At 71.9% G+C, this 25,182-nt stretch carries 24 protein-coding genes and 1 riboswitch; of the genes, 17 read left to right on the top strand and 7 right to left on the bottom strand.

From position 1 onward, the window contains the following. The first annotated feature begins 212 nt into the window (after nt 1-212). From MQE23_RS12165 to MQE23_RS12150, 4 genes are all read left to right on the top strand, one after another. Entirely contained in the window at nt 213-1,610 is a 1,398-nt protein-coding gene (locus MQE23_RS12165) for a pitrilysin family protein (RefSeq protein WP_037670207.1), read from the top strand. Then, entirely contained in the window at nt 1,607-2,995 is a 1,389-nt protein-coding gene (locus MQE23_RS12160; protein WP_020273710.1) for a pitrilysin family protein, read from the top strand. Before MQE23_RS12165 ends, MQE23_RS12160 begins: the two co-directional genes overlap by 4 nt. A 192-nt stretch (nt 2,996-3,187) precedes the next feature. Further along, a riboswitch (cyclic di-AMP (ydaO/yuaA leader) is annotated at nt 3,188-3,351 on the top strand. Between the two features lie 13 nt (nt 3,352-3,364). Further along, the gene (locus MQE23_RS12155) at nt 3,365-4,150 is read left to right on the top strand and encodes a M23 family metallopeptidase (protein ID WP_020273711.1); all 786 of its coding nucleotides are present in this window, start codon (nt 3,365-3,367) and stop codon (nt 4,148-4,150) included. A 202-nt stretch (nt 4,151-4,352) separates the two neighbouring features. Continuing rightward, nucleotides 4,353-5,048: a GntR family transcriptional regulator gene (locus MQE23_RS12150; protein ID WP_020273712.1), complete on the top strand. Its 696-nt coding sequence runs from the start codon at nt 4,353-4,355 to the stop codon at nt 5,046-5,048. Between the two features lie 194 nt (nt 5,049-5,242). On the opposite strand, the gene MQE23_RS12145 is transcribed toward MQE23_RS12150, so the two are convergent. Next, a complete protein-coding gene (locus MQE23_RS12145; protein WP_003993478.1) occupies nt 5,243-5,524 on the bottom strand; it encodes an HPr family phosphocarrier protein in 282 nt (93 codons plus the stop codon). 175 nt (nt 5,525-5,699) lie between these two features. Between MQE23_RS12145 and MQE23_RS12140 the strand changes: the two genes are divergently transcribed. The 4 genes from MQE23_RS12140 (at nt 5,700) to MQE23_RS12125 (ending at nt 11,088) form a co-directional block, all read left to right on the top strand. Further along, a complete protein-coding gene (locus MQE23_RS12140) occupies nt 5,700-8,522 on the top strand; it encodes a bifunctional GNAT family N-acetyltransferase/acetate--CoA ligase family protein (RefSeq protein ID WP_243379166.1) in 2,823 nt (940 codons plus the stop codon). Nucleotides 8,523-8,587: 65 nt separating this feature from the next. Beyond that, on the top strand, nt 8,588-9,184 hold the full coding sequence (locus tag MQE23_RS12135) for a DUF5998 family protein (protein WP_020270574.1): 597 nt from the start codon (nt 8,588-8,590) through the stop codon (nt 9,182-9,184). Beyond that, nucleotides 9,184-10,380, top strand: coding sequence for a nucleotide pyrophosphatase/phosphodiesterase family protein (locus tag MQE23_RS12130; RefSeq protein WP_020270573.1), 1,197 nt, complete (start codon nt 9,184-9,186; stop codon nt 10,378-10,380). The genes MQE23_RS12135 and MQE23_RS12130 overlap by 1 nt, the downstream gene beginning before the upstream one ends. Nucleotides 10,381-10,437: 57 nt before the next feature. Further along, nucleotides 10,438-11,088 carry a thymidine kinase gene (locus MQE23_RS12125; protein WP_020270572.1) on the top strand — a complete coding sequence of 217 codons (651 nt, stop codon included), beginning with the start codon at nt 10,438-10,440 and terminating at the stop codon, nt 11,086-11,088. A gap of 42 nt (nt 11,089-11,130) precedes the next feature. Here MQE23_RS12125 and MQE23_RS12120 read toward each other — a convergent pair whose 3' ends face one another. Further along, entirely contained in the window at nt 11,131-11,934 is an 804-nt protein-coding gene (locus tag MQE23_RS12120) for a VOC family protein (RefSeq protein WP_037667525.1), read from the bottom strand. Nucleotides 11,935-12,185: 251 nt separating this feature from the next. On the opposite strand from MQE23_RS12120, the gene MQE23_RS12115 reads away from it, so the two are divergent. Continuing rightward, nucleotides 12,186-13,037 carry a sulfurtransferase gene (locus MQE23_RS12115; RefSeq protein WP_243379164.1) on the top strand — a complete coding sequence of 284 codons (852 nt, stop codon included), beginning with the start codon at nt 12,186-12,188 and terminating at the stop codon, nt 13,035-13,037. A 134-nt stretch (nt 13,038-13,171) separates the two neighbouring features. Here MQE23_RS12115 and sepH read toward each other — a convergent pair whose 3' ends face one another. The 3 genes from sepH to MQE23_RS12100 all read right to left on the bottom strand — a co-directional run bounded on the left by sepH (nt 13,172) and on the right by MQE23_RS12100 (nt 17,114). Further along, on the bottom strand, nt 13,172-14,206 hold the full coding sequence (gene sepH, locus MQE23_RS12110) for a septation protein SepH (protein WP_020270569.1): 1,035 nt from the start codon (nt 14,204-14,206) through the stop codon (nt 13,172-13,174). A 390-nt stretch (nt 14,207-14,596) separates the two neighbouring features. Beyond that, nucleotides 14,597-15,916 (bottom strand): D-arabinono-1,4-lactone oxidase, encoded by a 1,320-nt coding sequence (locus MQE23_RS12105; RefSeq protein ID WP_243379162.1) that lies wholly within the window; start codon nt 15,914-15,916, stop codon nt 14,597-14,599. Continuing rightward, entirely contained in the window at nt 15,876-17,114 is a 1,239-nt protein-coding gene (locus MQE23_RS12100; RefSeq protein ID WP_243379161.1) for an MFS transporter, read from the bottom strand. Before MQE23_RS12100 ends, MQE23_RS12105 begins: the two co-directional genes overlap by 41 nt. A gap of 159 nt (nt 17,115-17,273) precedes the next feature. On the opposite strand from MQE23_RS12100, the gene MQE23_RS12095 reads away from it, so the two are divergent. Further along, nucleotides 17,274-18,401: a ferrochelatase gene (locus MQE23_RS12095; protein WP_020270565.1), complete on the top strand. Its 1,128-nt coding sequence runs from the start codon at nt 17,274-17,276 to the stop codon at nt 18,399-18,401. 8 nt (nt 18,402-18,409) lie between these two features. Next, nucleotides 18,410-19,225, top strand: a complete 816-nt coding sequence (locus tag MQE23_RS12090; RefSeq protein WP_020270564.1) for an inositol monophosphatase family protein — start codon at nt 18,410-18,412, stop codon at nt 19,223-19,225. A gap of 76 nt (nt 19,226-19,301) precedes the next feature. On the opposite strand, the gene MQE23_RS12085 is transcribed toward MQE23_RS12090, so the two are convergent. After that, a complete protein-coding gene (locus MQE23_RS12085; RefSeq protein WP_010035018.1) occupies nt 19,302-19,475 on the bottom strand; it encodes a hypothetical protein in 174 nt (57 codons plus the stop codon). A 414-nt stretch (nt 19,476-19,889) separates the two neighbouring features. Between MQE23_RS12085 and MQE23_RS12080 the strand changes: the two genes are divergently transcribed. The 4 genes from MQE23_RS12080 to MQE23_RS12065 all read left to right on the top strand — a co-directional run bounded on the left by MQE23_RS12080 (nt 19,890) and on the right by MQE23_RS12065 (nt 23,451). After that, nucleotides 19,890-20,543: a response regulator transcription factor gene (locus MQE23_RS12080; RefSeq protein WP_020270563.1), complete on the top strand. Its 654-nt coding sequence runs from the start codon at nt 19,890-19,892 to the stop codon at nt 20,541-20,543. Between the two features lie 6 nt (nt 20,544-20,549). Further along, the gene (locus MQE23_RS12075; RefSeq protein ID WP_020270562.1) at nt 20,550-21,782 is read left to right on the top strand and encodes a HAMP domain-containing sensor histidine kinase; all 1,233 of its coding nucleotides are present in this window, start codon (nt 20,550-20,552) and stop codon (nt 21,780-21,782) included. A gap of 405 nt (nt 21,783-22,187) precedes the next feature. Next, a complete protein-coding gene (locus MQE23_RS12070; protein ID WP_003993510.1) occupies nt 22,188-22,484 on the top strand; it encodes a DUF4193 domain-containing protein in 297 nt (98 codons plus the stop codon). A 13-nt stretch (nt 22,485-22,497) separates the two neighbouring features. Continuing rightward, nucleotides 22,498-23,451 carry a hypothetical protein gene (locus MQE23_RS12065; protein WP_020270561.1) on the top strand — a complete coding sequence of 318 codons (954 nt, stop codon included), beginning with the start codon at nt 22,498-22,500 and terminating at the stop codon, nt 23,449-23,451. Nucleotides 23,452-23,514: 63 nt separating this feature from the next. Here the strand turns inward: MQE23_RS12065 and MQE23_RS12060 are convergent, their stop codons facing one another. Continuing rightward, the gene (locus MQE23_RS12060; RefSeq protein WP_020270560.1) at nt 23,515-23,973 is read right to left on the bottom strand and encodes a DUF3093 domain-containing protein; all 459 of its coding nucleotides are present in this window, start codon (nt 23,971-23,973) and stop codon (nt 23,515-23,517) included. Nucleotides 23,974-24,031: 58 nt separating this feature from the next. Here MQE23_RS12060 and MQE23_RS12055 point away from each other — a divergent pair, with 58 nt between their 5' ends. After that, nucleotides 24,032-24,616: a PaaI family thioesterase gene (locus MQE23_RS12055; protein ID WP_037667522.1), complete on the top strand. Its 585-nt coding sequence runs from the start codon at nt 24,032-24,034 to the stop codon at nt 24,614-24,616. After that, the gene (gene dut / locus MQE23_RS12050) at nt 24,613-25,182 is read left to right on the top strand and encodes a dUTP diphosphatase (RefSeq protein ID WP_037667520.1); all 570 of its coding nucleotides are present in this window, start codon (nt 24,613-24,615) and stop codon (nt 25,180-25,182) included. The genes MQE23_RS12055 and dut overlap by 4 nt, the downstream gene beginning before the upstream one ends.

Genomic DNA, 25,182 nt, shown 5'->3' with positions numbered 1-25,182 from the left:
CCGGCCGGTCCGAGGTCTCCCGCCGGTCTTCCACCGGCCCCGGGCCAGGCGCGCCGTCACCGCCGCACACGGTCCCCGGACGCTTCCGCCTCTCGCTCTGCGCGTACGCCCCCCGGGAACTTCACCAGGGCCCCGCACGCTTGCATACAGTGGCAGGACTCGCCAGGAAAAACCGCGGTTCGAGCGACCGCGCCGCGATCGAAGGGACGTACATGCCCATGGGTCACACGGCCACAGCCCAGGCAGGCTCCGGGGGCCTGACAGCGACCGAGCACCGCCTGGCCAACGGCCTGCGCGTGGTGCTCTCCGAGGACCACCTGACCCCGGTCGCGGCGGTGTGCCTCTGGTACGACGTCGGCTCGCGCCACGAAGTCAAGGGGCGTACCGGCCTGGCTCACCTTTTCGAGCACCTGATGTTCCAGGGTTCCGCCCAGGTGAAGGGCAACGGCCACTTCGAGCTCGTCCAGGGCGCGGGCGGCTCGCTGAACGGCACCACCAGCTTCGAGCGGACCAACTATTTCGAGACCATGCCCGCCCACCAGCTGGAGCTCGCCCTCTGGCTGGAGGCCGACCGCATGGGCTCCCTGCTGGCCGCGCTCGACGACGAGTCCATGGAGAACCAGCGGGACGTCGTCAAGAACGAGCGCCGGCAGCGCTACGACAACGTCCCCTACGGCACCGCCTTCGAGAAGCTGACCGCCCTCGCCTACCCGGAGGGCCACCCTTACCACCACACCCCGATCGGCTCGATGGCCGACCTGGACGCGGCCACCCTGGAGGACGCGCGCGCGTTCTTCCGCACCTACTACGCACCGAACAACGCCGTGCTCTCCGTCGTCGGCGACATCGACCCGGAGCAGACCCTGGCCTGGATCGAGAAGTACTTCGGCTCCATTCCCGGCCACGACGGCAAGCCCGCGCCCCGGGACGGCGCGCTGCCGGAGATCATCGGCGAGCAGCTGCGCGAGGTCGTCGAGGAGGAGGTCCCGGCTCGTGCCCTGATGGCCGCCTACCGGCTGCCGCACGACGGCACGCGCGCGTGCGACGCGGCCGACCTGGCCCTCACCGTCCTCGGCGGCGGCGAGTCCTCCCGCCTGTACAACCGCCTCGTGCGGCGGGACCGTACGGCCGTGGCGGCCGGCTTCGGCCTGCTGCGGCTCGCCGGGGCGCCCTCCCTGGGGTGGCTGGACGTGAAGACGTCCGGTGACGTGGAGGTCCCGGTCATCGAGTCCGCCATCGACGAGGAGCTCGCCCGGTTCGCCGAGGAGGGCCCCACGGCCGAGGAGATGGAGCGCGCCCAGGCCCAGTTGGAGCGCGAGTGGCTGGACCGGCTCGGCACGGTCGCCGGCCGTGCCGACGAACTGTGCCGGTACGCCGTCCTGTTCGGCGACCCGCAGCTGGCCCTGACGGCCGTGCAGCGGGTGCTGGAGGTGACGGCCGAGGAGGTCCAGGAGGTCGCCAAGGCCCGGCTGCGGCCCGACAACCGCGCGGTACTCGTCTACGAGCCCGTCGCCGGCGAGACGAGCGACGCGGAGACCGCCGAGGACGCCGACACCACCGAGGACACCGCAGCCGCGGCCCTGAACGAGAACGAGGAGGCGGCCAAGTGACCGAGCTCGCCACGATGGACTTCCACCCCCAGCCGCAGGCGGGCGAGGCCAAGCCGTGGGCCTTCCCGGCCCCCGAGCGCGGCACCCTCGGCAACGGCCTGACGGTCCTGCGCTGCCACCGCCCCGGCCAGCAGGTCGTCGCCGTGGAGGTGCTGCTGGACGCGCCCCTGGACGCCGAGCCGGCCGGCCTCGACGGCGTGGCCACGATCATGGCCCGGGCCTTCTCCGAGGGCACCGACAAGCACTCGGCCGAGGACTTCGCCGCCGAGCTGGAGCGCGCCGGCGCCACCCTCGACGCGCATGCCGACCACCCCGGCGTCCGGCTCAGCCTGGAGGTGCCGGCCTCCCGGCTCGCCAAGGGGCTCGGCCTGATCGCCGACGCCCTGAGGGCTCCCGCGTTCGCGGACAGCGAGGTCGAGCGGCTCGTCCGCAACCGCCTCGACGAGATCCCGCACGAGCTGGCCAACCCCTCCCGGCGCGCCGCCAAGGAGCTCTCCAAGGAGCTCTTCCCGGCGGGCTCGCGCATGTCCCGGCCCCGCCAGGGCACCGAGGAGACGGTCGCGGCGATCGACTCCGCGGCCGTACGCGCCTTCTACGAGCGGCACGTCAGGCCCGCCACGGCCACCGCCGTGGTCGTCGGCGACCTCACCGGCATCGACCTCGACGCCCTGCTGAGCGACACGCTGGGCGCCTGGACCGGCTCCGCGGCCGAGCCGCGCCCGGTGCCGCCGGTGACCGCCGACGACACGGGACGCGTCGTCATCGTGGACCGCCCCGGTGCCGTCCAGACGCAGCTGCTGATCGGCCGCATCGGCCCGGACCGGCACGACCGCGTGTGGCCCGCGCAGGTGCTCGGCACGTACTGCCTCGGCGGCACCCTCACCTCCCGCCTGGACCGCGTGCTGCGCGAGGAGAAGGGCTACACCTACGGGGTGCGGGCGTTCGGCCAGGTCCTCAGGTCAGCCCCGGACGGGACCGGTGCCGCGATGCTCGCCATCACCGGCTCCGTGGACACCCCCAACACCGGCCCCGCCCTCCAGGACCTGTGGACGGTGCTGCGCACCCTCGCCGCCGGGGGACTGACCGACGCCGAGCGGGACGTCGCCGTGCAGAACCTGGTCGGCGTGGCGCCGCTGAAGTACGAGACGGCGGCGGCCGTCGCGAGCACGCTGGCCGACCAGGTCGAGCAGCACCTGCCCGACGACTACCAGGCCACGCTGTACCGGCAGCTGGCCGCGACCGGCACCGTGGAGGCCACCGCGGCGGTCGTCAGCGCCTTCCCGGTGGACCGTCTGGTGACCGTGCTCGTCGGTGACGCGGCGCAGATCAAGGGCCCGGTCGAGGCCCTGGGCATCGGCGAAGTCTCCGTCGTGGCCGCCGAGTAGCGGCCCGCGCACGCAGGGGCCCTGGTTGTCTTCCAAGGCACCAGGGCTCCTTTATGCCCGAATTGATATGGAGGTTGCCTGTCTGCCCTGTGGGATGCGCTACAAAAGCCGGGATCCGTTTGGGAATTGAAAGTGGCCCCGCTTAGCGTCGTCCGGGCTGTTCGTCAGGCAGTGCGCCGCACCCGCGGCACCGGACAGTCATCGCCGAGTCCCCGTACGGCGCGAGCCAGGGGAGCCGGGGACCCACCGCAGTCCCTGGGGTGAATCGGACGCCCGCGCGAGCCGCGAGGGGGTCCGTAGGAGACCTTCCTGCTCCGAACCCGTCAGCTAACCCGGTAGGCGAGAAGGAAGGAAAGGACCAGGCACTCCATGGCGTTCACCCGCGCCACCGGGAAGCATCGTCGTCCCAGCCGTATGCAGCGCGGCACGGCCCGCGCAGCGGGCGTCGCGGCCCTCGCCACCACCGGTGTCATCGGCACCGTGGCCGCCCCGGCCTTCGCCGCCGAGCCCGCCGTCGAGCAGACCGGCCTCACCCCCGTCGTCACCATGGGCGACACCGTGGCCCAGCAGATCGACGCGCAGGCCGCGGCCCAGAAGCAGGCCGCCGAGGAGGCCGCCGCCAAGAAGAAGGCCGAGGAGGCCGCCCGCGAGCGGGCCGCCGAGGCGGCCAAGGAGGCCAAGGAGGCCGCCGAGAAGGCCCGCGAGGCCAAGGAGCGCGCCGCCCGCGAGGCCGAGCGCAAGCGCCTCAACACGTTCGTGCCCCCGATCTCCGGCTCGTACGTCTCCACCGGCTACCAGGCCAGCAGCGGCCTGTGGTCCTCCGGCAGCCACACCGGCGTCGACTTCCACGCCGCCAGCGGCACCTCCGTCCACGCGGTCGGCATGGGCGAGGTCGTCGAGGCCGGCTGGGGCGGCTCCTACGGCAACCAGATCGTGATCAAGATGAACGACGGCACGTACACCCAGTACGGCCACCTGTCGTCGATCAGCGTCTCGGTGGGCCAGAAGGTCACCCCCGGCCAGCAGATCGGCCTGTCCGGCGCGACCGGCAACGTCACCGGTGCGCACCTGCACTTCGAGGCCCGGACGAGCCCCGAGTACGGCTCCGACATCGACCCCGTCGCCTACCTCCGCTCGCACGGCGTGAGCGTCTGACGGCGCAGTCCGACGGCGTACCACTCCGCTTCCCCGAGGCCCCGGCTCCCCGAGCCGGGGCTTTCGGCGTTTGTGACGCCCGGCTGTCCAAAAAATATCCCTGGATTCCGGTCTGCCGTCGGAAATTCCGGCTCATTGCAATAGAGTCACGGAACACGCGTCACTCGTTCGACGTTTCACGGGGATTAAACGGAGGTCGGTCATGCGCATTCCCGCGCACTCGGTGTGCACGGCCATCCGGGACGACATCGTCGCGGGTGTCTACGAACGCGGCGGCCGGCTGACCGAGGAACTCCTCGCCCGCCGCTACGGCGTCTCGCGCGTCCCCGTCCGGGAGGCCCTGCGCACCCTGGAGGCAGAGGGCTTCGTGGTGACCCGGCGGCACGCGGGCGCGTGCGTCGCCGAACCCACCGAGCAGGAGGCCGCCGACCTGCTGGAGATGCGGCTGCTGCTGGAGCCGCTCGGCGCGGCCCGCGCCGCCCAGCGCCGCACCGAGGCCCATCTGAAGGTCCTGCGCGGCCTGGTCAGGCTCGGCCAGGAGCGCGCCCGCCGGGGCAACAGCGACGACCTGCGCTCCCTGGGCGGCTGGTTCCACGAGACGCTCGCGCAGGCCTCCGGCAGCCCCGCGCTGACCTCGATGCTCACCCAGCTCCGTCACAAGATCGCCTGGATGTACACCGTCGAGGCGCCGGCCGGGCCCGTGGAGTCATGGACCGAGCACGGCGCGATCGTGGACGCGGTGGCGCGCGGGGACAGCGAGCGCGCGCGGGCGGTCACGGCGCTGCACACCGAGCGCGCGACGGCCGCGCACCGGCTGCGTTTCGGCTCCGCCGGGGAGCGGGCCGAGCGTGTGAGGAACTCGCAACATCCCGTAAACACGGCGAGCCCGCGGCATTAACACAAGAGCCGTATACAAAGAGCAGGTAATTCGCGGGGGATTATTTCTGCTGCCCGGGAACGGGGAATTCACGGCCCGTGAGACCGGAAATGGCGACCCGCGCCCGGGAATGGCGAAGGGCTCGCCCGATGAATTCGGACGAGCCCTTCAGGATGCACCGGGCCGGGGGTACCGGATCAGGCGCGGAAGAATGCTCAGACGGTCTCGGGCAGTTCCTCGAGGCCCTCGGAGACCAGCTTCGCCAGCCGGTCCAGGGCGGCGTCCGCACCCTCGGCGTCGGAGGCGAGGACGATCTCCTCGCCGCCCTGGGCACCGAGGCCGAGGACGGCCAGCATGGAGGCCGCGTTGACGGGGTTGCCGTCTGCCTTGGCGATCGTCACCGGGACGCCTGCGGCCGTGGCGGCTCGGACGAAGATGGAGGCGGGGCGGGCGTGGAGGCCCTCGGCCCAGCCGACGTTGACGCGGCGCTCAGCCATGTGTTGCTGCCCTTCGGTTTTCAAGGTTGTCTAGACCAGTTTCCCATACGTGAAGCTGCCGGAGCGGTCCTGATGCACCGCCCCGGGGTGCCGTCGGATCGCGGCCTCGACCCGACTGACGCCCTCCACAGACTGCCTCGCGCCGTTGTCAGACGCCAGACGTACTCTGGGGCCCATGCAGACCTCGCCGGACCGGCACGAGTATCCCGCCCACTGGGAAGCCGACGTGGTGCTGCGCGACGGTGGCACCGCGCGCATCCGGCCCATCACCGTTGATGACGCCGAGCGCCTGGTCAGCTTCTACGAGCAGGTCTCCGACGAGTCGAAGTACTACCGCTTCTTCGCGCCGTACCCTCGCCTGTCCGCCAAGGACGTCCACCGCTTCACGCACCACGACTTTGTGGACCGGGTGGGACTCGCGGCCACAGTCGGCGGCGAGTTCATCGCCACCGTACGCTACGACCGGATCGGCGCGGACGGAACGCCCGCGTCCGCGCCCGCCGACGAGGCCGAGGTCGCCTTCCTGGTGCAGGACGCCCACCAGGGCCGGGGCGTCGCCTCCGCTCTCCTGGAACACATCGCCGCCGTCGCCCGCGAGCGCGGCATCCGCCGCTTCGCCGCCGAGGTGCTGCCCGCCAACAACAAAATGATCAAGGTGTTCACAGACGCCGGGTACACGCAGAAACGCAGCTTCGAGGACGGCGTCGTCCGTCTGGAGTTCGACCTCGAACCCACCGACCGCTCCCTCGCCGTGCAGTACGCGCGCGAGCATCGCGCCGAGGCCCGGTCCGTGCAGCGGCTGCTCGCCCCCGGCTCGGTCGCCGTCATCGGAGCCGGGCGCACCCCGGGCGGCGTGGGCCGCAGCGTCCTCGGCAACATCCGCGACGCCGGGTACACCGGCCGCCTCTACGCCGTGAACAGGGCACTGCCCGAGGGGCAGAAGGAGCTCGACGGGGTTCCCGCCCACCGCTCGGTGCGGGACATCGACGGCCCGGTCGACCTCGCGGTCGTCGCCGTGCCGGCCGAACATGTGCCCGAGGTCGTCACCGAGTGCGGCGAACACGGCGTGCAGGGGCTGGTCGTGGTCTCCGCCGGATACGCCGAGAGCGGCACCGAGGGGCGCGAACGCCAGCGCGCACTCGTGCGGCACGCGCGCACGTACGGCATGCGGATCATCGGGCCGAACGCCTTCGGCATCATCAACACCTCCCCACGGGTACGGCTCAACGCCTCCCTCGCGCCCGAGACGCCGCGCCCGGGCCGCATCGGCCTGTTCGCCCAGTCCGGCGCCATCGGCATCGCCCTGCTGTCCCGGCTGCACCGGCGCGGCGGCGGCGTCACGGGCGTGACCGGCGTCTCCACCTTCGTCTCCTCCGGCAACCGGGCCGACGTCTCCGGCAACGACGTCCTCCAGTACTGGTACGAGGACCCCGACACCGACGTCGTCCTCATGTACCTGGAGTCGATCGGCAACCCCCGCAAGTTCACCCGCCTCGCCCGCCGCACGGCCGCGGCGAAGCCACTGGTCGTGGTCCAGGGCGCCCGGCACGCGGCCGCGCCCCAGGGGCACGCAGTACGGGCGACCCGGCTGCCGCACGCGACCGTCTCCGCGCTGCTGCGGCAGGCCGGCGTCATCCGGGTCGACACCATCACCGAGCTGGTGGACGCCGGGCTGCTCCTGGCGCGCCAGCCGCTGCCGGCCGGGCCCCGGGTGGCGATCCTCGGCAACTCCGAGTCGCTCGGCCTGCTCACGTACGACGCGTGCCTCGCCGAGGGGCTGCGGCCGCACCCCCCGCAGGACCTGACCACGGCGGCCTCCGCCGCGGACTTCCACACGGCCCTGTCGCGGGCGCTGGCCGACGACCGGTGCGACGCGGTGGTCGTCACCGCCATACCGGCGGTGGGGGAGGGCTCGGTCGCGGACGCGGCCCTCGCCGACGCGCTGCGCTCCGCGGCCGCCGCCGCCCCGGCCAAGCCGGTCCTGGTGGTGCACGTGGAGCTGGGGGGCCTCGCGGAGGCGCTGTCTGCGGCGGCGAGCACGGCACCGCAGACCGAGGCGGACCAACCTCCACACACCGCCCCTCGCCCGGCATCCACCGAAGAACGACTCCCCACCGCCGAGGCTCCCGAAGGCGAGCACCTCATCCCCGCCTACCCCGCCGCCGAGCGTGCCGTGCGTGCCCTCGCGCAGGCCGTCACCTACGCGCAGTGGCGGCGCGACGCCGCCGACCCCGGCAAGGTGCCCGAGTACGAGGACATCGACGAGAAGGGAGCCGCCACACTGATCGACGGGCTCCTCGCGCGCGGGCAGGGACTCACGCTCGGCACGGAAGAGACCTGCGACCTGCTCGGCCACTACGGCATCCCCGTCCACCGCGCCCTGCCCGCCCCGACCCCCGACGCCGCCGCCGAGGCCGCCCGCACCCTCGGCTACCCCGTCGCCCTCAAGGCCACCGCCCCGCACCTGCGGCACCGCGCCGACCTGGGCGGCGTACGCCTCGACCTCGCGGACGAGGACCAACTGCGACGGTCGTACACCGAGTTGACCGAGCTGTTCGGAGCCCCGGAGGAGCTGCGCCCCGTCGTGCAGCGGATGGCGCCGCGCGGCGTGGACGTCGTCGTACGGGCCGTCATCGACCCCGCCGCCGGAGCCGTGCTCTCCTTCGGGCTGGCCGGGGCCGCCTCGCAGTTGCTCGGGGACACGGCCCACCGGCTCATCCCGGTCACCGACAAGGAGGCGACCTCGCTGGTGCGCTCGATCCGCACCGCACCCCTGCTGTTCGGCTGGCGCGGCTCCGCACCGGCCGACACCCGCGCCCTGGAGGAGCTGCTGCTGCGGGTGTCCCGGCTGGTGGACGACCATCCCGAGGTCGTCGCGGTCACCCTGGAGCCGGTGGTCGTCGCCTCGCACGGCCTGAGCGTCCTGGGCGCTTCCGTCCGCCTCGCGCCACCGCCCGCCCGCGACGACCTCGGCCCGAGGACGCTCCCCGCGTACTGACGAGGACGCTCCCCGCGTACTGACAGGGGGCGAGCGGTGCCTCGCAGTCAGTGGTCCCCCGTAGGATGGGCGTCATGGCCAAGACCAGTACGACGACCCAGGGGCTGCGGGCGGCGATCGAGCGCAGCGGCTACTACCCGGCCCTCGTGGCCGAGGCGGTGGAGGCCGCCGTGGGCGGCGAGCCCATCCGGTCGTACCTGGTCCACCAGGAGACGACGTTCGACCAGAACGAGGTGCGGCGGCATGTGACGGTGCTCGTCCTCACCGACCACCGCTTCATCGTCAGCCACACCGACGAACAGGCCGCCGACAGCACCTCCCCGACGCCGTACGCCACGACGTCGACGGAGTCCGTGAAGATGAGCCGCATCTCGTCGATCGTGGTCAGCCGGGTGGTCGCCAACCCGGAGTCCTACAAGCCGGGCACCCTGCCCCGTGAGGTCGTCCTCACCATCGGCTGGGGCGCCGTCTCCCGCATCGACCTGGAGCCGGCCGCCTGCGGCGACCCCAACTGCGAGGCGGACCACGGCTACACCGGCAACTCGACGGCGGACGACCTCAGCTTGCGCGTCAGCGAGGCGGGGGACGGACCGGAGACCGTGCGCCAGGCACTCGCCTTCGCGCAGGCGCTCTCCGAGGCGACCGCGGACACCGCTCGCTGATGGCACACCCCAAGACGGCCTGGGACCAGCACCCCGAACCGCTCACCGTCACCTCCGCACCGGCCCCCGAGTACGGGAGCGGCTCCCTCGCCGACCTGCTGCCCACGCTGGCCGCCGGCCTGGGCGTGCCGGGCATGAGCGCCGCGATCTCCGAGCTGACCCCCGCCGACCGGAACTGCGTGTTCTTGATCGACGGCCTCGGCTGGGAGCAGCTCAGGGCGCACCCCGAGGACGCCCCCTTCATGACGTCCCTGCTCGCCACCTCGCGCGGCGGCACCGGACGCCCGCTCACCGCCGGCTACCCGGCGACCACGGCCACCTCCCTCGCCTCGGTCGGCACCGGCCTGCCGCCCGGCGTGCACGGCCTTCCCGGCTACACCGTGCGCAACCCGGACACCGGCGAGCTGATGAACCAGCTGCGCTGGCAGCCCTGGGCCCCGCCCGGCCCCTGGCAGCCGTACCCGACGGTGTTCCAGCTGGCCCACGAGGCGGGCGTGCACGCCGCGCAGGTGTCGTCGCCGACCTTCGAGAACACCCCGCTGACCAGGGTCGCGCTCAGCGGCGGAACGTTCCTCGGGCGGCTGACCGGCGAGGACCGTATGGACCTGGCGGCCGAGCAACTGGCCGCGGGGGACCGCTCCCTGGTCTACACGTACTTCGCCGAGGTCGACGGCGCCGGCCACCGTTTCGGCGTCGACTCCGACACCTGGCGCGGCCAGCTCATGTACGCCGACCGCCTGGTCCAGCGTCTGGCGGAGCAACTGCCGCCGCGCAGCGCCCTCTACATCACCGCCGACCACGGCATGATCGACGTGCCCTTCGACGAAGAGCACCGCATCGACTTCGACGAGGACTGGGAGCTGAGCGCCGGAGTCGCCCTGCTCGGCGGCGAGGGCCGCGCCCGGCACGTCTACGCGGTGCCCGGCGCCGCGAACGACGTCCTGACCTGCTGGCGCGAGGTGCTCGGCGAGCAGTTCTGGGTGGCCTCACGCGACGAGGCCATCGCGGCGGGCTGGTTCGGCCCGAAGATCGACGAACGGGTGTACGGCCGTATCGGCGACGTGGTCGCCGCCGCGCGCGACGACGTGCTGCTCATCGCCTCCGAGCGGGAGCCGAAGGAGTCGGCGATGGTCGGCAACCACGGTTCGATGACCCCCGCCGAGCAGCTGGTCCCGCTGCTCGAAGTACGCTCCTGAAGCCCCATCCCGATCTCCCACGCCTGACCTCTCTCGCCGAAAGGTGCTCAACTCGACATGCCCGAGCTGGTGTTCTTCTCCGGAACGATGGACTGCGGGAAGTCGACGCTGGCTCTCCAGATCGAGCACAACCGCTCGGCGCGCGGCCTCCAGGGCATGATCTTCTCGCGCGACGACCGGGCCGGCGAGGGCAAGTTGTCCTCGCGCCTCGGCCTGGTCACGGACGCGGTGGAGGTCGAGGACGGCCAGGACCTCTACGCCTACCTCGTCGACCACCTCTCCCAGGGCGGCCGCGCGGACTACGTGATCGCCGACGAGGCGCAGTTCCTCGCGCCGGAGCAGATCGACCAACTCGCGCGGGTGGTCGACGACCTGGGCCTCGACGTCTACGCCTTCGGCATCACGACCGACTTCCGCTCCAAGCTGTTCCCCGGCTCCCAGCGGCTGGTGGAACTGGCCGACCGGGTCGAGGTGCTCCAGGTCGAGGCCTTGTGCTGGTGCGGCGCCCGGGCCACGCACAACGCCCGCACGATAGGCGGCGTCATGGTCGTCGAGGGTGCCCAGGTGGTCGTCGGAGACGTCACCCGCTCCGCCGACGAGGTCGGCTACGAGGTCCTGTGCCGCCGCCATCACAGGCGCCGCATGACCTCGGCGACGGCCCGAGCGGCGGCCCTGTCCCCGGACGTGTTGCCCGTGTCGTCCTCCTGACCACCGGGCGGTGCCTTCACCCCCGGCAGGGTCGGCAGAGCATCAGCGCTGCCGTCGCACCAGCGCGAACCGCGCCCCCTCCGGGTCCGCCACCATCGCCACCCGGCCGTGCGCCGTGTCGTGAGCCGGCTTGAGGACGTGGCCGCCCAGATGCACGAGGTGGTCCAGGGCGTCCTCGACATCGGCGACCTGGAAGTACGTCACCCAGTGCGGGCCCCGGTCGCGGGGCAGTGCCTGCCCCAGCCCGTGGATGCCGGCGACGGGCCCGCCCCCGAGGTGCAGGGTCACGTAGTCGAAGTCGGCGGACACCACCGGCTCCTCCTGGTAGCCGAACACCGACCGGTAGAACTTGGCGACGCTCGCCGACTCGAAGGTCAGCAGCTCGTTCCAGGCGGGTGTGCCGGGGACGCCCGAGACGGCCGTGCCGAGGTGCGCGGCGGCCTGCCAGACGCCGAAGACCGCACCCGAGGGATCGGCGCAGATCGCCAGGCGGCCGGCATCGGCGGCGTCCAGCGGGCCCACACCGATCGTGCCGCCGCAACTGCGCACCGTCTCGACGGTCAGATCCACATTCTCCGAGGCGAAGTAGGGAGTCCACGCGATGGGCAGATGACGGTCCGGCGGCAGTTGGCCGATGCCCGCCACCTCGTGTCCGTCGAGCAGCGCCCGTACATACGGGCCCAGTTGCCGGGGGCCCTGGTGGAACTCCCAGCCGAACAGCGTTCCGTAGAACTCCTGGGTCGCGTCCGGCCCGTGCACCATCAGGCTCACCCAGCAGGGCGTGCCGGGCGCGTGCCGAGCGGGTGTTGCGCCGTTCGGGCCGGCGGACTCCCGTGCGTCGGTCATCGTCACTCTCTTCTCGGCCTCGCGGTGGGCGCGCTCTCCGCAGCCCACGTGGGTACGCCCGGTGGGGCGACGCCTGTCCGGGAGAATGCCTGATGTGCGGGGCGCTGCCCCTTGCGGCGCGCTTGTCGGCACGTGTCGCTCAGCTGTACAGCACGTGCTTGTTCCCGTACACGGCGTGAGCGTCCCGGTCCGGCCGAGCACAGTAGCCGGACCTGGACGGCTCGGCCACCCCCGTGCGCGAGGATGGAGCCATGAACGCCATCATCTCCGCATCCGACCTCGCGAGCGATCTGACGGGCGCCAACCCGCCCGTCCTGCTCGATGTCCGCTGGCAGCTCACCGTGGCCAAGGCGACCGGTGAGCCGCCGTACGACGGCCGGGCCGCATACGAGGAAGGGCACCTTCCAGGGGCCGTCTTCGTCGACCTGGACCGGGAGTTGGCCTCGGCGCCGGGGGAGGGTGGCCGGCATCCGCTGCCCGACCTCGCGCACTTCGGTGCCGCGATGCGCCGGGCGGGCGTGTCGTCCGGGACGCCGGTGGTCGTCTACGACGGTGGCCAGGGCTGGGCGGCGGCCCGGGCGTGGTGGCTGCTGCGCTGGACGGGTCACCCGGACGTGCGGGTCCTCGACGGCGGGTTGCCGGCCTGGGAGGGGCCGTTGGAGAAGACCGTGCCGACTCCGGCCGAGGGCGACTTCGTGCCCGAGCCGGGGGCGGCCGGCCTGCTCGACGCCGACGCCGCCGCGGCGTTGGCGCGGTCCGGGGTGCTGCTGGACGCGCGGGCGGGGGAGCGGTACCGGGGCGAGGTGGAGCCGATCGATCCGGTGGCCGGGCACATCCCGGGAGCGGTGTCGGCGCCCACCACGGAGAACGTGGGGGCGGACGGGTGCTTCCTCCCCGCCGAGGAACTGCGCGCGCGTTTCAAGGGACTCGGTGTGACCGAGGACGCGCGGGTCGGCGTGTACTGCGGGTCGGGGGTGTCCGCCGCGCATGAGGTCCTGGCGCTGGCGGTCGTGGGCATTCCGGCGGAGCTGTACGTGGGTTCGTGGTCGCAGTGGTCCTCGGACCCGGACCGGCCGGTGGCCGTGGGACCGGATCCTCAGTGACCCGGAACGGGCGATCCTCAGCGGCCCCGGCATGAGCGCTCGTCAGTGACCCGAAATGAGCGATCCTCGCTAGCCCGGAACGAGCGAGGGCCGTGCCCGGAAGGCGCGGCCCTCGCTCTCGTACAACCGGTCGGCTACTCCTGCTTCTTGCGCCGCGTCCCGAACACGATCTCGTCCCAGCTCGGGACGGCGGCTCTGCGGCCCGGCCGGACGCCGTCGGCCTCGGCCTGGCGGTCGGTGGCCCCGACGAGCCGGTCGCGGTGGCTGCCGACGGAGCGCGGCATGAGGACGTCCGCGTAGGCGGAACCGGCCGAGGCAGCGGGGGCCGGGGGCTCCTCCGCCTCGGGTTCGGCGACGGGCTCCTCCTCGGGCTCCGGTGCTGGGCGCTCCGGCACCACCAGGTCACCGCGGAAGCTCGGCACCGCCTCCAGCAGGCTGGTCAGCGAGTCCCGCTCACCCGTGCTTTCCTCCACCGGCTCGGACGCCTGCGCCGGAAGGCTGGGCCGCTCACGGTCGGCGGAACGGTCCAGCGGCCGGTCGCGCGGCAGCCGGGCGATCCGCGGGACGAACGGGAAGCTGGGCTCGGGCGCGGCCAGGTCGTCGGTCTCGCCGATGAGCATGCGCGCCTCGTCGTCGACGGCCTGGACGAGCCGCCGGGGCGGGTCGTACGTCCAGCTCGCCGAGTGCGGTTCGCCGGCGACGCGGTAGACCAGCAGGACTTCCCACGTGCCGTCGTCGCGGCGCCACGAGTCCCACTGGACGGTGTCCTTCTCGGCACCGCGCAGCAGCAGTCGCTCGGCCACGGCCTCGCCCAGCGGCGGACCGGAGTTCTCGCCGGGGCGGCGGACCGGGGTCTTGCGGGCCCGCTCGGCCATGAACGCACGCTCGGCGAGCACCGGGCCCTCGAAGCGGCGGACCCGGTCGACGGGGATACCGGCCAGCTGCGCGACCTCTTCCGCGGTCGCGCCGGCTCGTATACGTGCCTGGATGTCGCGGGGGCGGAGGTGGCTCTCCACCTCGATCTCGATCTGGCCGAGGCGAGGACGGTCGCCGCGCACGGCGGCGCGGAGCCGTTCGTCGATCGGAAGCGTGTACTCCGTGCTGTCCGCAGCCTTCAGCACCAGCCGTGTGCCGTCATTCGAGACGGCCACGACACGCAGTTCGGGCATGGGGACCTCCCGGGTGGTGCCTGCCGACGTCACGTGCGTCGCTGCTTCCGCTAGTCGAGTGTGGCCTGCCCGGGTGCAGCCTGCCACAACCTTGCCGAGTTGCCCGGCGTGTCGGGCGCGGGCCCTGGATCGCCGTTATGGCACGGTTACCTATTCGCAACGCTAAGTGACGAACTCTGTCACCCTGTGCAACTAGCCCCCTCCCGGCGGTCCTTAAAGGCCCCGTACACCCTGACGGGAGACCGGACCCAGGGCTCGCAACAGTACTCCATTTGGGCCACGTGCGTGGATTGGCGCGCCGTCCAACTTCTGGCAAGGGGGCGGACTCGGCCGCCCGTTGCCCGCATTTCGCGATCTTGAACGTGGGGAACACCACCCCCAGCGCCTCCCCTACGCTCCCAGGACCCTCCGCAAGTAGTCGTTCTGGAACCGCCGATCAGGATCGAGCCGGTCCCGCAACGCCGTGAACTCGGCGAAGAGCGGGTACACCCGGGAGAAGTACTCGGCGTCCCTGGTGTGCACCTTGCCCCAGTGCGGACGGCCCTCGTGGGCGGTGAAGATCCGTTCGGCTGCGGTGAAGTACCGCTGATAAGGCGTGCCCTGGAACATGTGGACGGCGATGTAGGCGGTGTCCCGGCCCGAGGCGGTGGACAGCGTGATGTCGTCCGCCGGGGCGGTGCGCACCTCCACGGGGAAGCTGACCTTCAGGCCGGAGCGGTCGACCATCGTCTTCAGTTCGCGCAGCGCCTCGACGACGGCCGAGCGCGGAACGGCGTACTCCATCTCCACGAAGCGCACCCGGCGCGGAGACGTGAAGACCTTGTAAGGGATGTCCGTGTACGTCCGCGCGGACAGGGCCTTGCTGGAGATCTGGGCGATCGCGGGGATCGTGGCGGGCACCGCGCGGCCGACCCAGTTGGCCACCTGGAAGACCCCGTTGGAGAGGAACTCGTCCTCGAACCAGCTCTGGAGCTGCGGCACCGGCTTCTCCGGGCCCGCGCTGCGGTTGTTGCGCTTGGTGTTGGTGCTCCCGGTGTGCGGGAACCAGTAGAACTCGAAGTGCTCGTTCTCCGCCCAGAGTTCCTCGAAGTCGGCGAGAACCCGGTCGAACGGCATCGGTTCCTCGCGGGCCGTGAGCAGGAAGACCGGCTCCACGGCGAAGGTGATCGCGGTGACGATGCCCAGGGCGCCGAGGCCGATACGGGCGGCCGCGAAGACCTCCGGGTTCTCCTTCTCGGAGCAGGTGAGGACCGAGCCGTCGGCGGTGACCAGTTCCAGGCCCTTGATCTGGGCGGCGATCGAGCCGGAGTCGCGGCCCGTGCCGTGCGTGCCGGTACTGGTCGCTCCGGAGACCGTCTGTTCCATGATGTCGCCCATGTTCGTCAGCGACAGTCCCTCGCGGGCGAGGGCCATGTTGAGTCTCTTGAGCGGGGTGCCGGCCTCCACCGTGACGGTCATGGCCTCGCGGTCAATGGCGCGTATGCCGGTCAACAGTTGAGGGCGGATCAACACACCGTCCGTCGCCGCTATGGACGTGAAGGAGTGCCCGGTGCCGACGGCCTTCACCTTCAGGCCGTCCTCGGCGGCCCGCCGCACGGCGGCGGCCAGCTCGTCGACGGAGGCCGGGGTGACCTCCCGGGCGGGCCGCGCGGAGACGTTGCCGCCCCAGTTACGCCACGTGCCGTTCTTTCCGTTCGCTGTGCTGCTCAACGGAGCCTCCCCGACCCGTAGCCGGCCGCTTGAGCCGACGGAATCCGAGGAAACCCACCGCGACCGCGACGGCCCCGGCCACCACCGGAACCCCGTACCCGGCACGTGCACCGGCCGCGTCGATCACCCAGCCGGCCGCGGCGGAGCCGAGTGCGACCCCCACCGCGAGCCCCGTGCTCACCCAGGTCATGCCCTCGGTGAGCTGCGCACGTGGTACGTGCTCTTCGATCAGGGACATCGTCGTGATCATCGTCGGAGCGATGGACAGTCCCGCAACGAACAGCGCCACGGCCAGAAACGGCAAGTTTCCGACCAGTAGGAGGGGGATCATACTCACGGCCATGGCACACACGCCCAGCAACCACCGGCGTTCCGGCGCCCCGGCGAAGTGCAGCAGACCGAAGACCATGCCCGCCACGCAGGAGCCGGCCGCGTACAGCGCGAGGACGATGCTCGCGGCGGCCTTGTGCCCCTCCTCGTCGGCGAAGGCCACGGTGACCACGTCGACCGCCCCGAAGATCGCCCCGGTGGCCGCGAAGGTGGCCACCAGGACCTGAAGGCCCCGCGAGCGCAGGGCCGTGCCCCCGCCGCGGTGCTCGCGCGGGTGCGGCTCCGGCTCGGTGGCGCGCTGCGCGGTCAGCCAGAAGACGCCCACGGCCAGGAAACAGGCGGCGAGCAGCGGACCGGCCTCCGGGAACCAGGCCGTGGACAGGCCGATGGAGATGATCGGCCCGAAGATGAAGCACACCTCGTCCACCACGGACTCGAAGGAGTACGCGGTGTGCAGCTGCGGCGTGCCCCGATACAGCGCCGCCCAGCGGGCCCGGATCATCGCGCCGACGCTCGGCACGCAGCCGACGCCGGCGCACGCCGCGAACAGCACCCAGTCCGGCCACCCGTAGTGCGCCGCGCACAGCAGGACGGCCGCCGCGGTCAGCGAGATCAGCGTCGCCGGCCGCAGCACCCGCCGCTGGCCGTACTGGTCCACCAGCCGCGACACCTGCGGTCCGGCCACCGCCGCCGCCAGCGCGACGGTGGCCGACAGGGCACCGGCCAGGCCGTACCGCCCGGTGAGCTGGGAGACCATCGTGACGACGCCGATGCCCATCATCGACACCGGAATACGGCCGAGGAAGCCCGCGGCGGAGAAGCCCTTGCTGCCGGGGGCGGCGAACAGGGCGCGGTAGGGGCTGGGCACGGGGTCTCCGGAAGGCTCAGTAAGCTGCGAACGCAGTCGACACAGATTACGCCTCGGGGTCCGCCCGACGCACCCGTCAAGGCTCACTTCGGGCCGTCCGCCGCGCAGGTGTCACCCCGCCGTTTCCCGGCTGTCAGTGCAGGGTGGCAGGATCGACTCATGCCAGACGCGCGCGATGTCAGCCCCTACGACGCCCTGCTCCTGCTCTCCTTCGGCGGCCCGGAAGGCCCGGACGACGTGGTCCCGTTCCTGGAGAACGTGACGCGGGGGCGCGGCATCCCCAAGGAACGCCTCAAGGAAGTCGGGCAGCACTACTTCCTCTTCGGCGGGGTCAGCCCGATCAACGACCAGAACCGCGCCCTGCTGGACGCCCTGCGCAAGGACTTCGCGGAGCACGGCCTGGATCTGCCGGTCTACTGGGGCAACCGCAACTGGGCGCCGTACCTGACGGACACGCTGCGCGAGATGGTCGCCGACGGCCGCCGTCGCATCCTCGTCCTCGCCACCAGCGCCTACGCCTCCTACTCGGGCTGCCGCCAGTACCGCGAGAACCTCGCCGACGCGCTCGCGGCTCTGCAGGCCGAGGGGCTGGAGCTGCCGAAGGTCGACAAGCTGCGGCACTACTTCAACCACCCCGGTTTCCTGGAGCCCATGATCGACGGGGTGATCCGCTCGCTCGCCGAGCTGCCCGAGGACGTACGGGACGGGGCGCACATCGCCTTCTCGACGCACTCGATCCCGACGGCCTCCGCCGACACCTCCGGGCCCGTCGAGGACCACGGCGACGGCGGGGCGTACGTCAGGCAGCACCTGGACGTGGCGCAGCTGATCGCGGACGCCGTCCGGGAGCGCACCGGCGTCGACCACCCCTGGCAGCTCGTCTACCAGTCCCGCTCCGGCGCCCCGCACATCCCCTGGCTGGAGCCCGACATCTGCGACCACCTTCAGGAGCGGCACGCGGCCGGCGTCCCGGCCATGGTGATCGCCCCCATCGGCTTCGTCTCCGACCACATGGAGGTCCTCTACGACCTCGACACGGAGGCCAGGGCCAAGGCGGAGGAACTGGGGCTGCCGATGCGCCGCTCGGCCACCGTCGGCGCCGACCCGAGGTTCGCCGCCGCGGTCCGCGAACTCGTCGTGGAGCGCGCCGCCGTCGAGCGCGGGCAGGAGGTCACCCCCTGCGCCCTGGGCGCCCTCGGGGCGAGCCACCACCTCTGCCCGGTCGGCTGCTGCCCGGCCCGCGCCCCCCGCCCCGCCGCCGCGGGCGCCGACAGCACCTACGCGTGAGGAGCCCCGTGACCGACCCCCTGCACCAGGACCTGCTCGAACTCGCCCAGGAGGCCGCCCGGCGCGCGGGCGCGCTGCTGCGGGACGGCCGCCCGGCCGACCTCGCGGTGGCCGCGACCAAGTCCAGCCCCATCGACGTCGTCACGGAGATGGACATCGCGGCCGAGAAGCTGATCACCGGCCTGATCGCCGAGCGCCGCCCGGACGACGGCATCCTCGGTGAGGAGGGCGCAGCCACGGAGGGCACGAGCGGCGTCCGCTGGGTCATCGACCCGCTCGACGGCACGGTCAACTACCTGTACGGGCTGCCCACCTGGTCCGTCTCCGTCGCCGCCGAGCAGGACGGCGAGACCGTCGTCGGAGTCGTCGCGGCCCCGATGCGCGACGAGACCTTCCACGCCGTGCGCGGCGGCGGCGCCTGGGCCACCGGCGCCTGGGACGGCGAGCGCCGGCTGGCCTGCCGCCCCGCGCCGCCCCTGGACCAGGCGCTGGTCTCCACGGGCTTCAACTACGTCCACGAGGTCCGCGCCCACCAGGCCGAGGTCGCCCAGCGGCTGATCCCGCTGCTGCGCGACATCCGGCGCGGCGGTTCGGCCGCGGTCGACCTGTGCGACCTGGCGGCCGGACGCCTCGACGGCTACTACGAGCGCGGTCTGCACGCCTGGGACCTCGCGGCGGGCGACCTGATCGCCCGGGAGGCGGGCGCGCTGACCGGTGGACGCCCCGGAGAGCGCCCGTCAGGGGATCTGGCAGTCGCGGGTACCCCGGGCGTCTTCGAGCCCCTCCAGCGCCTCCTGGAGGACTTCGGCGCCTGGCACGACTGATCCCCGAAACCGACCCCTGGAACGACGAAGCGGGCCCCGGCGCTGGATTCGCCGGGGCCCGCTCCGTACGGCCTGATCAGACGCTCGTCGCGCCGACCTCCACACCGTGCTCGGCGGCGAGACGGCGCAGGTCGTCGAGCTCGCCCTGCTCCACCTCGACGAGGAAGTCGTCGCCCTCGTCGCGAGCCCGGGACAGATCGGACTCGGTCGCCCTTATGCGCTGCAGAAGTCCTGCGGTGAATGCGTCCATGCTGCGCCCCCTCGTCCTGGGTCGTGGGTCGTTGGCACGGGGGTGTGCCGTTCGGAAGGGACGATCACGTCTCCGGTGGATGCCCAGCGCCGCTCAGCTGGGCGGCGACGGTGCCGGACACCCACGCCCGCCCTGCGGCAAAGCGGGTTGACGCGCACCGCATGGTGGTGCGGTGCCAGCAGAGCGTGATCGTGGGATGTAAAGCCGTCCTCCCCAAGCTCCCTTCCGTGGAAACCTAACCGCGGGAGAAAATCTCTTATTCCGCGTCGGGCTCCGCCTCTCACCCGCCTTACCTCCGACTTATGGCCGAAAAGGGCAGGATGGAGGGCAACACACCAACACACCGTCGAAGACCCCTGCCCGGCTGCGCCTTGTGCGGCGCTGCGCGGGTGGACATGAGGAAGGACCAGGGACGTGCGCGTACTCGTCGTCGAGGACGAGCAACTGCTCGCCGATGCGGTGGCCACCGGACTGCGCCGGGAGGCCTTGGCCGTCGACGTCGTGTACGACGGAGCGGCCGCCCTGGAGCGCATCGGCGTCAACGACTACGACGTGGTCGTCCTCGACCGCGACCTCCCTCTCGTGCACGGCGACGACGTCTGCCGCAAGATCGTCGAGCTCGGCATGCCCACGCGCGTGCTGATGCTCACGGCCTCCGGCGACGTCAGTGACCGGGTGGAGGGCCTGGAGATCGGCGCCGACGACTATCTGCCCAAGCCGTTCGCGTTCAGTGAGCTCATCGCGCGCGTGCGCGCCCTCGGCCGGCGCACCAGCGTGCCCCTGCCGCCGGTCCTGGAGCGCGCCGGGATCAAGCTCGACCCCAACCGCCGCGAGGTCTTCCGCGACGGCAAGGAGGTCCAGCTCGCCCCCAAGGAGTTCGCCGTCCTTGAGGTGCTGATGCGCAGCGAGGGAGCCGTCGTCTCGGCCGAGCAGCTGCTGGAGAAGGCCTGGGACGAGAACACCGACCCGTTCACGAACGTCGTCCGCGTGACGGTCATGACCCTGCGCCGCAAGCTCGGCGAGCCGCCCGTGATCGTTACCGTCCCCGGCTCCGGCTACCGGATCTGATCGACCGTGGCCACCACTCCCGCGCCTCCCAAGGCGCCCCCGAAGCCCACCTGGGACCCCAGGCGGCCCGCGCCGCCGCTCCCCTGGCTGCGCCCGACCATCCGCATAAGGCTCACGCTGCTCTACGGCGGCATGTTCCTGATCGCCGGCATCCTGCTGCTGTCGATCATCTACCTGCTGGCCGCGGAGGCGCTGAACGTGGGCAGCGAGCTGCCGTTCAAGATCGTCGAGGGCAAGGTCACCAGCGACATCTGCAACCTGCCCGACCAGGCCTCGCCCAGCGAGTTCAACAACGCCATGAACCACTGCGTCAACGAGCAGCGCCAGAGCGCCCTGGACAACCTGCTCAGCCGCTCGCTGCTGGCGCTGCTCGGTCTGGCGGTCATCGCCTTCGCCTTCGGCTACGCCATGGCCGGCCGGGTCCTGTCGCCGCTGGGCCGGATCACCCGCACCGCCCGCGCGGTGGCGGGCTCCGACCTGTCCCGCCGGATCGAGCTGGACGGCCCGGACGACGAGCTGAAGGAGCTGGCGGACACCTTCGACGACATGCTGGAGCGGCTGCAGCGCGCCTTCACCGCCCAGCAGCGCTTCGTCGGCAACGCCTCGCACGAGCTGAGAACACCGCTGGCGATCAACCGCACGCTCCTCGAGGTGCACCTGTCCGACCCGGGCGCACCGGTGGAACTCCAGCAACTCGGCAAGACGCTGCTGGCCACCAACGAGCGCAGCGAGCAACTCGTCGAGGGCCTGCTGCTGCTCGCCCGCAGCGACAACCAGGTCGTCGAGCGGGGGCCGGTGGACCTCGCCGAGGTCGCCTCGCAGGCCATCGACCAGGTGCACGGCGAGGCCGAGGCCAAGGGCGTGCAGATCCGCGGCGAGCAGAAGCCCGCGGTCGTCCAGGGCAACGGCGTGCTGCTGGAGCGGATCGCGCTCAACCTGGTGCAGAACGCCGTGCGCTACAACGTGACCGAGGGCGGCTGGGTCGAGGTCACCACCGACGTCCAGCACGGCCAGGCGGTCCTGGTCGTCTCCAACACCGGGCCGGTCGTACCGGCGTACGAGATCGACAACCTCTTCGAGCCGTTCCGGCGGCTGCGGACGGAGCGCACGGGCAGCGACAAGGGCGTCGGACTCGGTCTGTCCATCGTCCGGTCGGTGGCCCGGGCGCACGGCGGGCACATCTACGCCCAGCCGCGCGAAGGGGGTGGGCTCGTGATGCGAGTCACGCTGCCCATCTGAGATCATGTCGCCGATCAATTCGGCGACACACGGGGATGTTCGCTTTGCGCTGAATTTTCGAGATCGCACCGCGAGTGCCCCGTGTGTGATCGATCACAGGGGCGCCTTTCTGGCCATCTACTCTCCGTGATCATGCACCCTGTCGGAAAGCCGGGAAAATCCCGGTTTTCGGGGGTCTTGATCACGGGAAGTACACGGTGAGACGCCTTTGTAGTGCGGCATTCGGACCGTGTACGGTCCCCATCGCCATCCAAGCCGATCACTCGTGAGGAGTCCGGTTGGGTGTCGATTGAGTAACAGACCTTGATGTGAGGCAAAATCTCCGCCTCAGGTCGGGCACAAGTCCGGCCTCTCACGCGTTACGTGCGCTGGAGACACCGCAGACACCCAGAGGGGGAGAGCGACATGGCAACCGATTACGACACTCCACGCAAGACCGACGACGACGTTGACTCGGACAGCCTCGAAGAGCTGAAGGCTCGGAGGAACGACAAGTCGGCCTCCGCAGTGGACGTCGACGAGTTCGAGGCCGCCGAAGGCCTCGAGCTGCCCGGCGCCGATCTCTCGAACGAGGAGCTGGCAGTCCGAGTGCTCCCGAAGCAGCAGGACGAGTTCACCTGCATGAGCTGCTTCCTGGTGCACCACCGCAGCCAGCTGGCCCGGGAGAAGAACGGTCAGCCGATCTGCCGCGACTGCGACTGAGGGCGGGTCGGCCGTGACTGGCTCGACCCCTCCCTGGAAGCGCCGCTTCTCCAAGCGGAAGGCGGACGAAGGGCCGATCGACGGCCCGCAGCACGACGCGCGTGACGACGAGCGAGGCTCAACCGGTACGGGGACGGCCTCGCTCGAACCGGCAGCGGACCGGGGTGACCTCCCGGCCTCCGTGGACGTCCCCGCACCCGTCACCCGACGACGGGCGGGGGCGATCCGGGAGCGGGCCTGGGAAGGCGCCCGCAAAGGCGGCGAACGGGCCCGTGCGGGGCTCGCGCACCTCGCCGACCGGATCATCGAACTGGCCCCGCGCGTCCCCGTGCGGGACCTGGCGACCCTGCGCCGGCAGTTCCCGGGCCTCGGGCCGGAAGAGCTCGCGGACAAGCTCGTCGCGGGCGCGGCGAAGGCGACGGCGACGGTCGGAGCGGGCATCGGCGCCGCGGCGATGCTTCCCGTGCCGCCCGCGATGCCCACGGAACTGGCCGCCGAGATCACCGGCGTCGCGGCGATCGAGCTGAAGCTGATCGCCGAGCTCCACGAGGTCTACGGCGTACGGCCGCCCGGCAGCCTCAAGCAGCGCAGCACGGCGTACCTCGATGCCTGGTCGGGGGAGCGCGGGATCGACGCGACCAAGCCCTCGACCCTGAGCATGGCGCTGAACAGCCGCATGAAGCGCGACCTGCGGCAGCGGATCATGAAGCGGATGGTCCGCAGCATGCCGAACCTGGTGCCGTTCCTGGTGGGCGCCGCCGTCGGGGCGGCCATGAACCGCAGCGAGACGAGAAAGCTCGCCGCCCGGATCCGCGAGGACCTGCGCAAGATCCAGGTGCCCTGGGAGGCCCTGGAGTCACTCCCCGCCCTGGAACGTCCGGCGGACGCCCTGGAGATGGGCGAGATCACCCACGATCCGCTGGGTCGCCTCGACGAGAGACACGACCAGCGCGAGGACGGACGCTGAGGCGGTGCGTGTGCGCGCCGTCGGTCTGCCGTCAGCGGCCGGATGAACCCCCGCGCAAGTGTGCTACGCCTGCTTCGCAGCCCTCAGAGCCTCCGCCAGGCGCTCCGGCTCGCGCGTGGACAGGTACAGGTACGGAGTCGGGTCCTCCGGGTCCGTGACCTCCACGCGCAGGGCGGTGGGGATGTAGGCGCGCAGCAGCATGAAGGCGCGCGGGTCGGCCTTGTGGGTGCGCCAGGCACGGGTTTCCTCCGCGTCCAGGACCTCCGCCTCGCCCAGGGCCGCCACCGGGATCTTCGCCTCGCCCGCGATCAGGGCGTCGCCCACCACACGGATGCGGACCGAGCCGTACGAACTGGCGGCGACGGCCGCGACCGCCGTGCCGCCGGCCAGGCCGCCGAGCATCGGCAGCGTGCCGAACGGGAGCAGGACCAGGGCCATGGAGACCCCGACCAGGAACGAGATCAGCCACCAGGACCGGGGAGCGGTCAGGCGTTCTTCGTACGGGGCGGCGGAGAGCTGCATGGAGCCAAGCTTGACACGGTGTCCGGAAGGGGCCGACGCGCGGGTAAGGTCTCCGGCTGTGAGTCGTACTTCCACTGCTCTTCAGCCTCCGGACGACGCCGTGCGACCGGTGCGGCATCCGGACGCTCCGGCGCCCGGTGAGCCCCTCGGCGCGCACTACGGCCAGTGTTTCGGCTGTGGCGGCGACCAGCCGCACGGGCTGCACCTGGAGGCCCGGGCCGGCGAAGGCGTGTCACTCACCGCCGAGTTCACCGTGCAGCCCGCCCACCAGGGCGCCCCGGGCCTCGCCCACGGCGGTGTGCTCACCTCCGCCCTGGACGAGACCCTCGGCTCGCTGAACTGGCTGCTGCGCACGATCGCCGTGACCGGACGGCTGGAGACCGACTTCGTGCGGCCCGTGCCCGTCGGCACCACGCTGTATCTGGAGGCGGAGGTGACGGCGGTGGCCGGGCGGAAGATCTACTCGACCGCCACCGGACGGGTCGGCGGTCCCGACGGGCCCGTCGCCGTCCGCGCCGACGCGCTCTTCATCGAGGTCAAAGTCGACCACTTCGTCGACCACGGCCGCCAGGAGGAGATCCGGGCGGCCATGAACGACCCGGACCAGGTCCGGCGTACCCGCGCCTTCGAGGTGAACCCATGACCTTCACGAGCCCTGTGAGCCGTCAACCGGTGGACGTGCTGATCCGGCGCGTCGATCCGGACGTACCGCTTCCGTCGTATGCGCACCCCGGGGACGCGGGAGCCGATCTGCGGACCACCGAGGCGTGCCGACTGGCGCCGGGCGAGCGGGCCGTGCTGCCCACGGGTGTGTCTGTGGCGCTGCCGGAGGGGTACGCGGCCTTCGTGCACCCCCGGTCCGGCCTGGCCGCCCGCTGCGGCGTCGCCCTGGTGAATGCCCCGGGGACGGTTGATGCCGGGTACCGTGGGGAGATCAAGGTGATCGTGGTGAATCTCGACCCGCGCGAGGCCGTGCGGTTCGAGCGCTTCGACCGGATTGCCCAACTGGTCGTCCAGCAGGTCGAGAGGGTCCGCTTCCAGGAGGTGGCGGAGCTTCCCGGCTCCGCGCGGGCCGAGGGGGGCTTCGGGTCCACCGGAGGACACGCCGCGGTGGACGGGACGAGCGACACAAGCGGTCAGGCCGCCCTGGGCGGTCAGGCGGGTGGGAATCGATACGCTTCGGTCGTATCCGACCGGGAAGGACAGTGA

The sequence above is a fragment of the Streptomyces sp. HP-A2021 genome (assembly GCF_022807935.1).
In the GTDB taxonomy this organism is placed as follows: domain Bacteria; phylum Actinomycetota; class Actinomycetes; order Streptomycetales; family Streptomycetaceae; genus Streptomyces; species Streptomyces afghaniensis.
The sequence above is the reverse complement of the archived record's forward strand: the minus strand, read 5'-3'. Positions and strand labels throughout refer to the sequence as shown.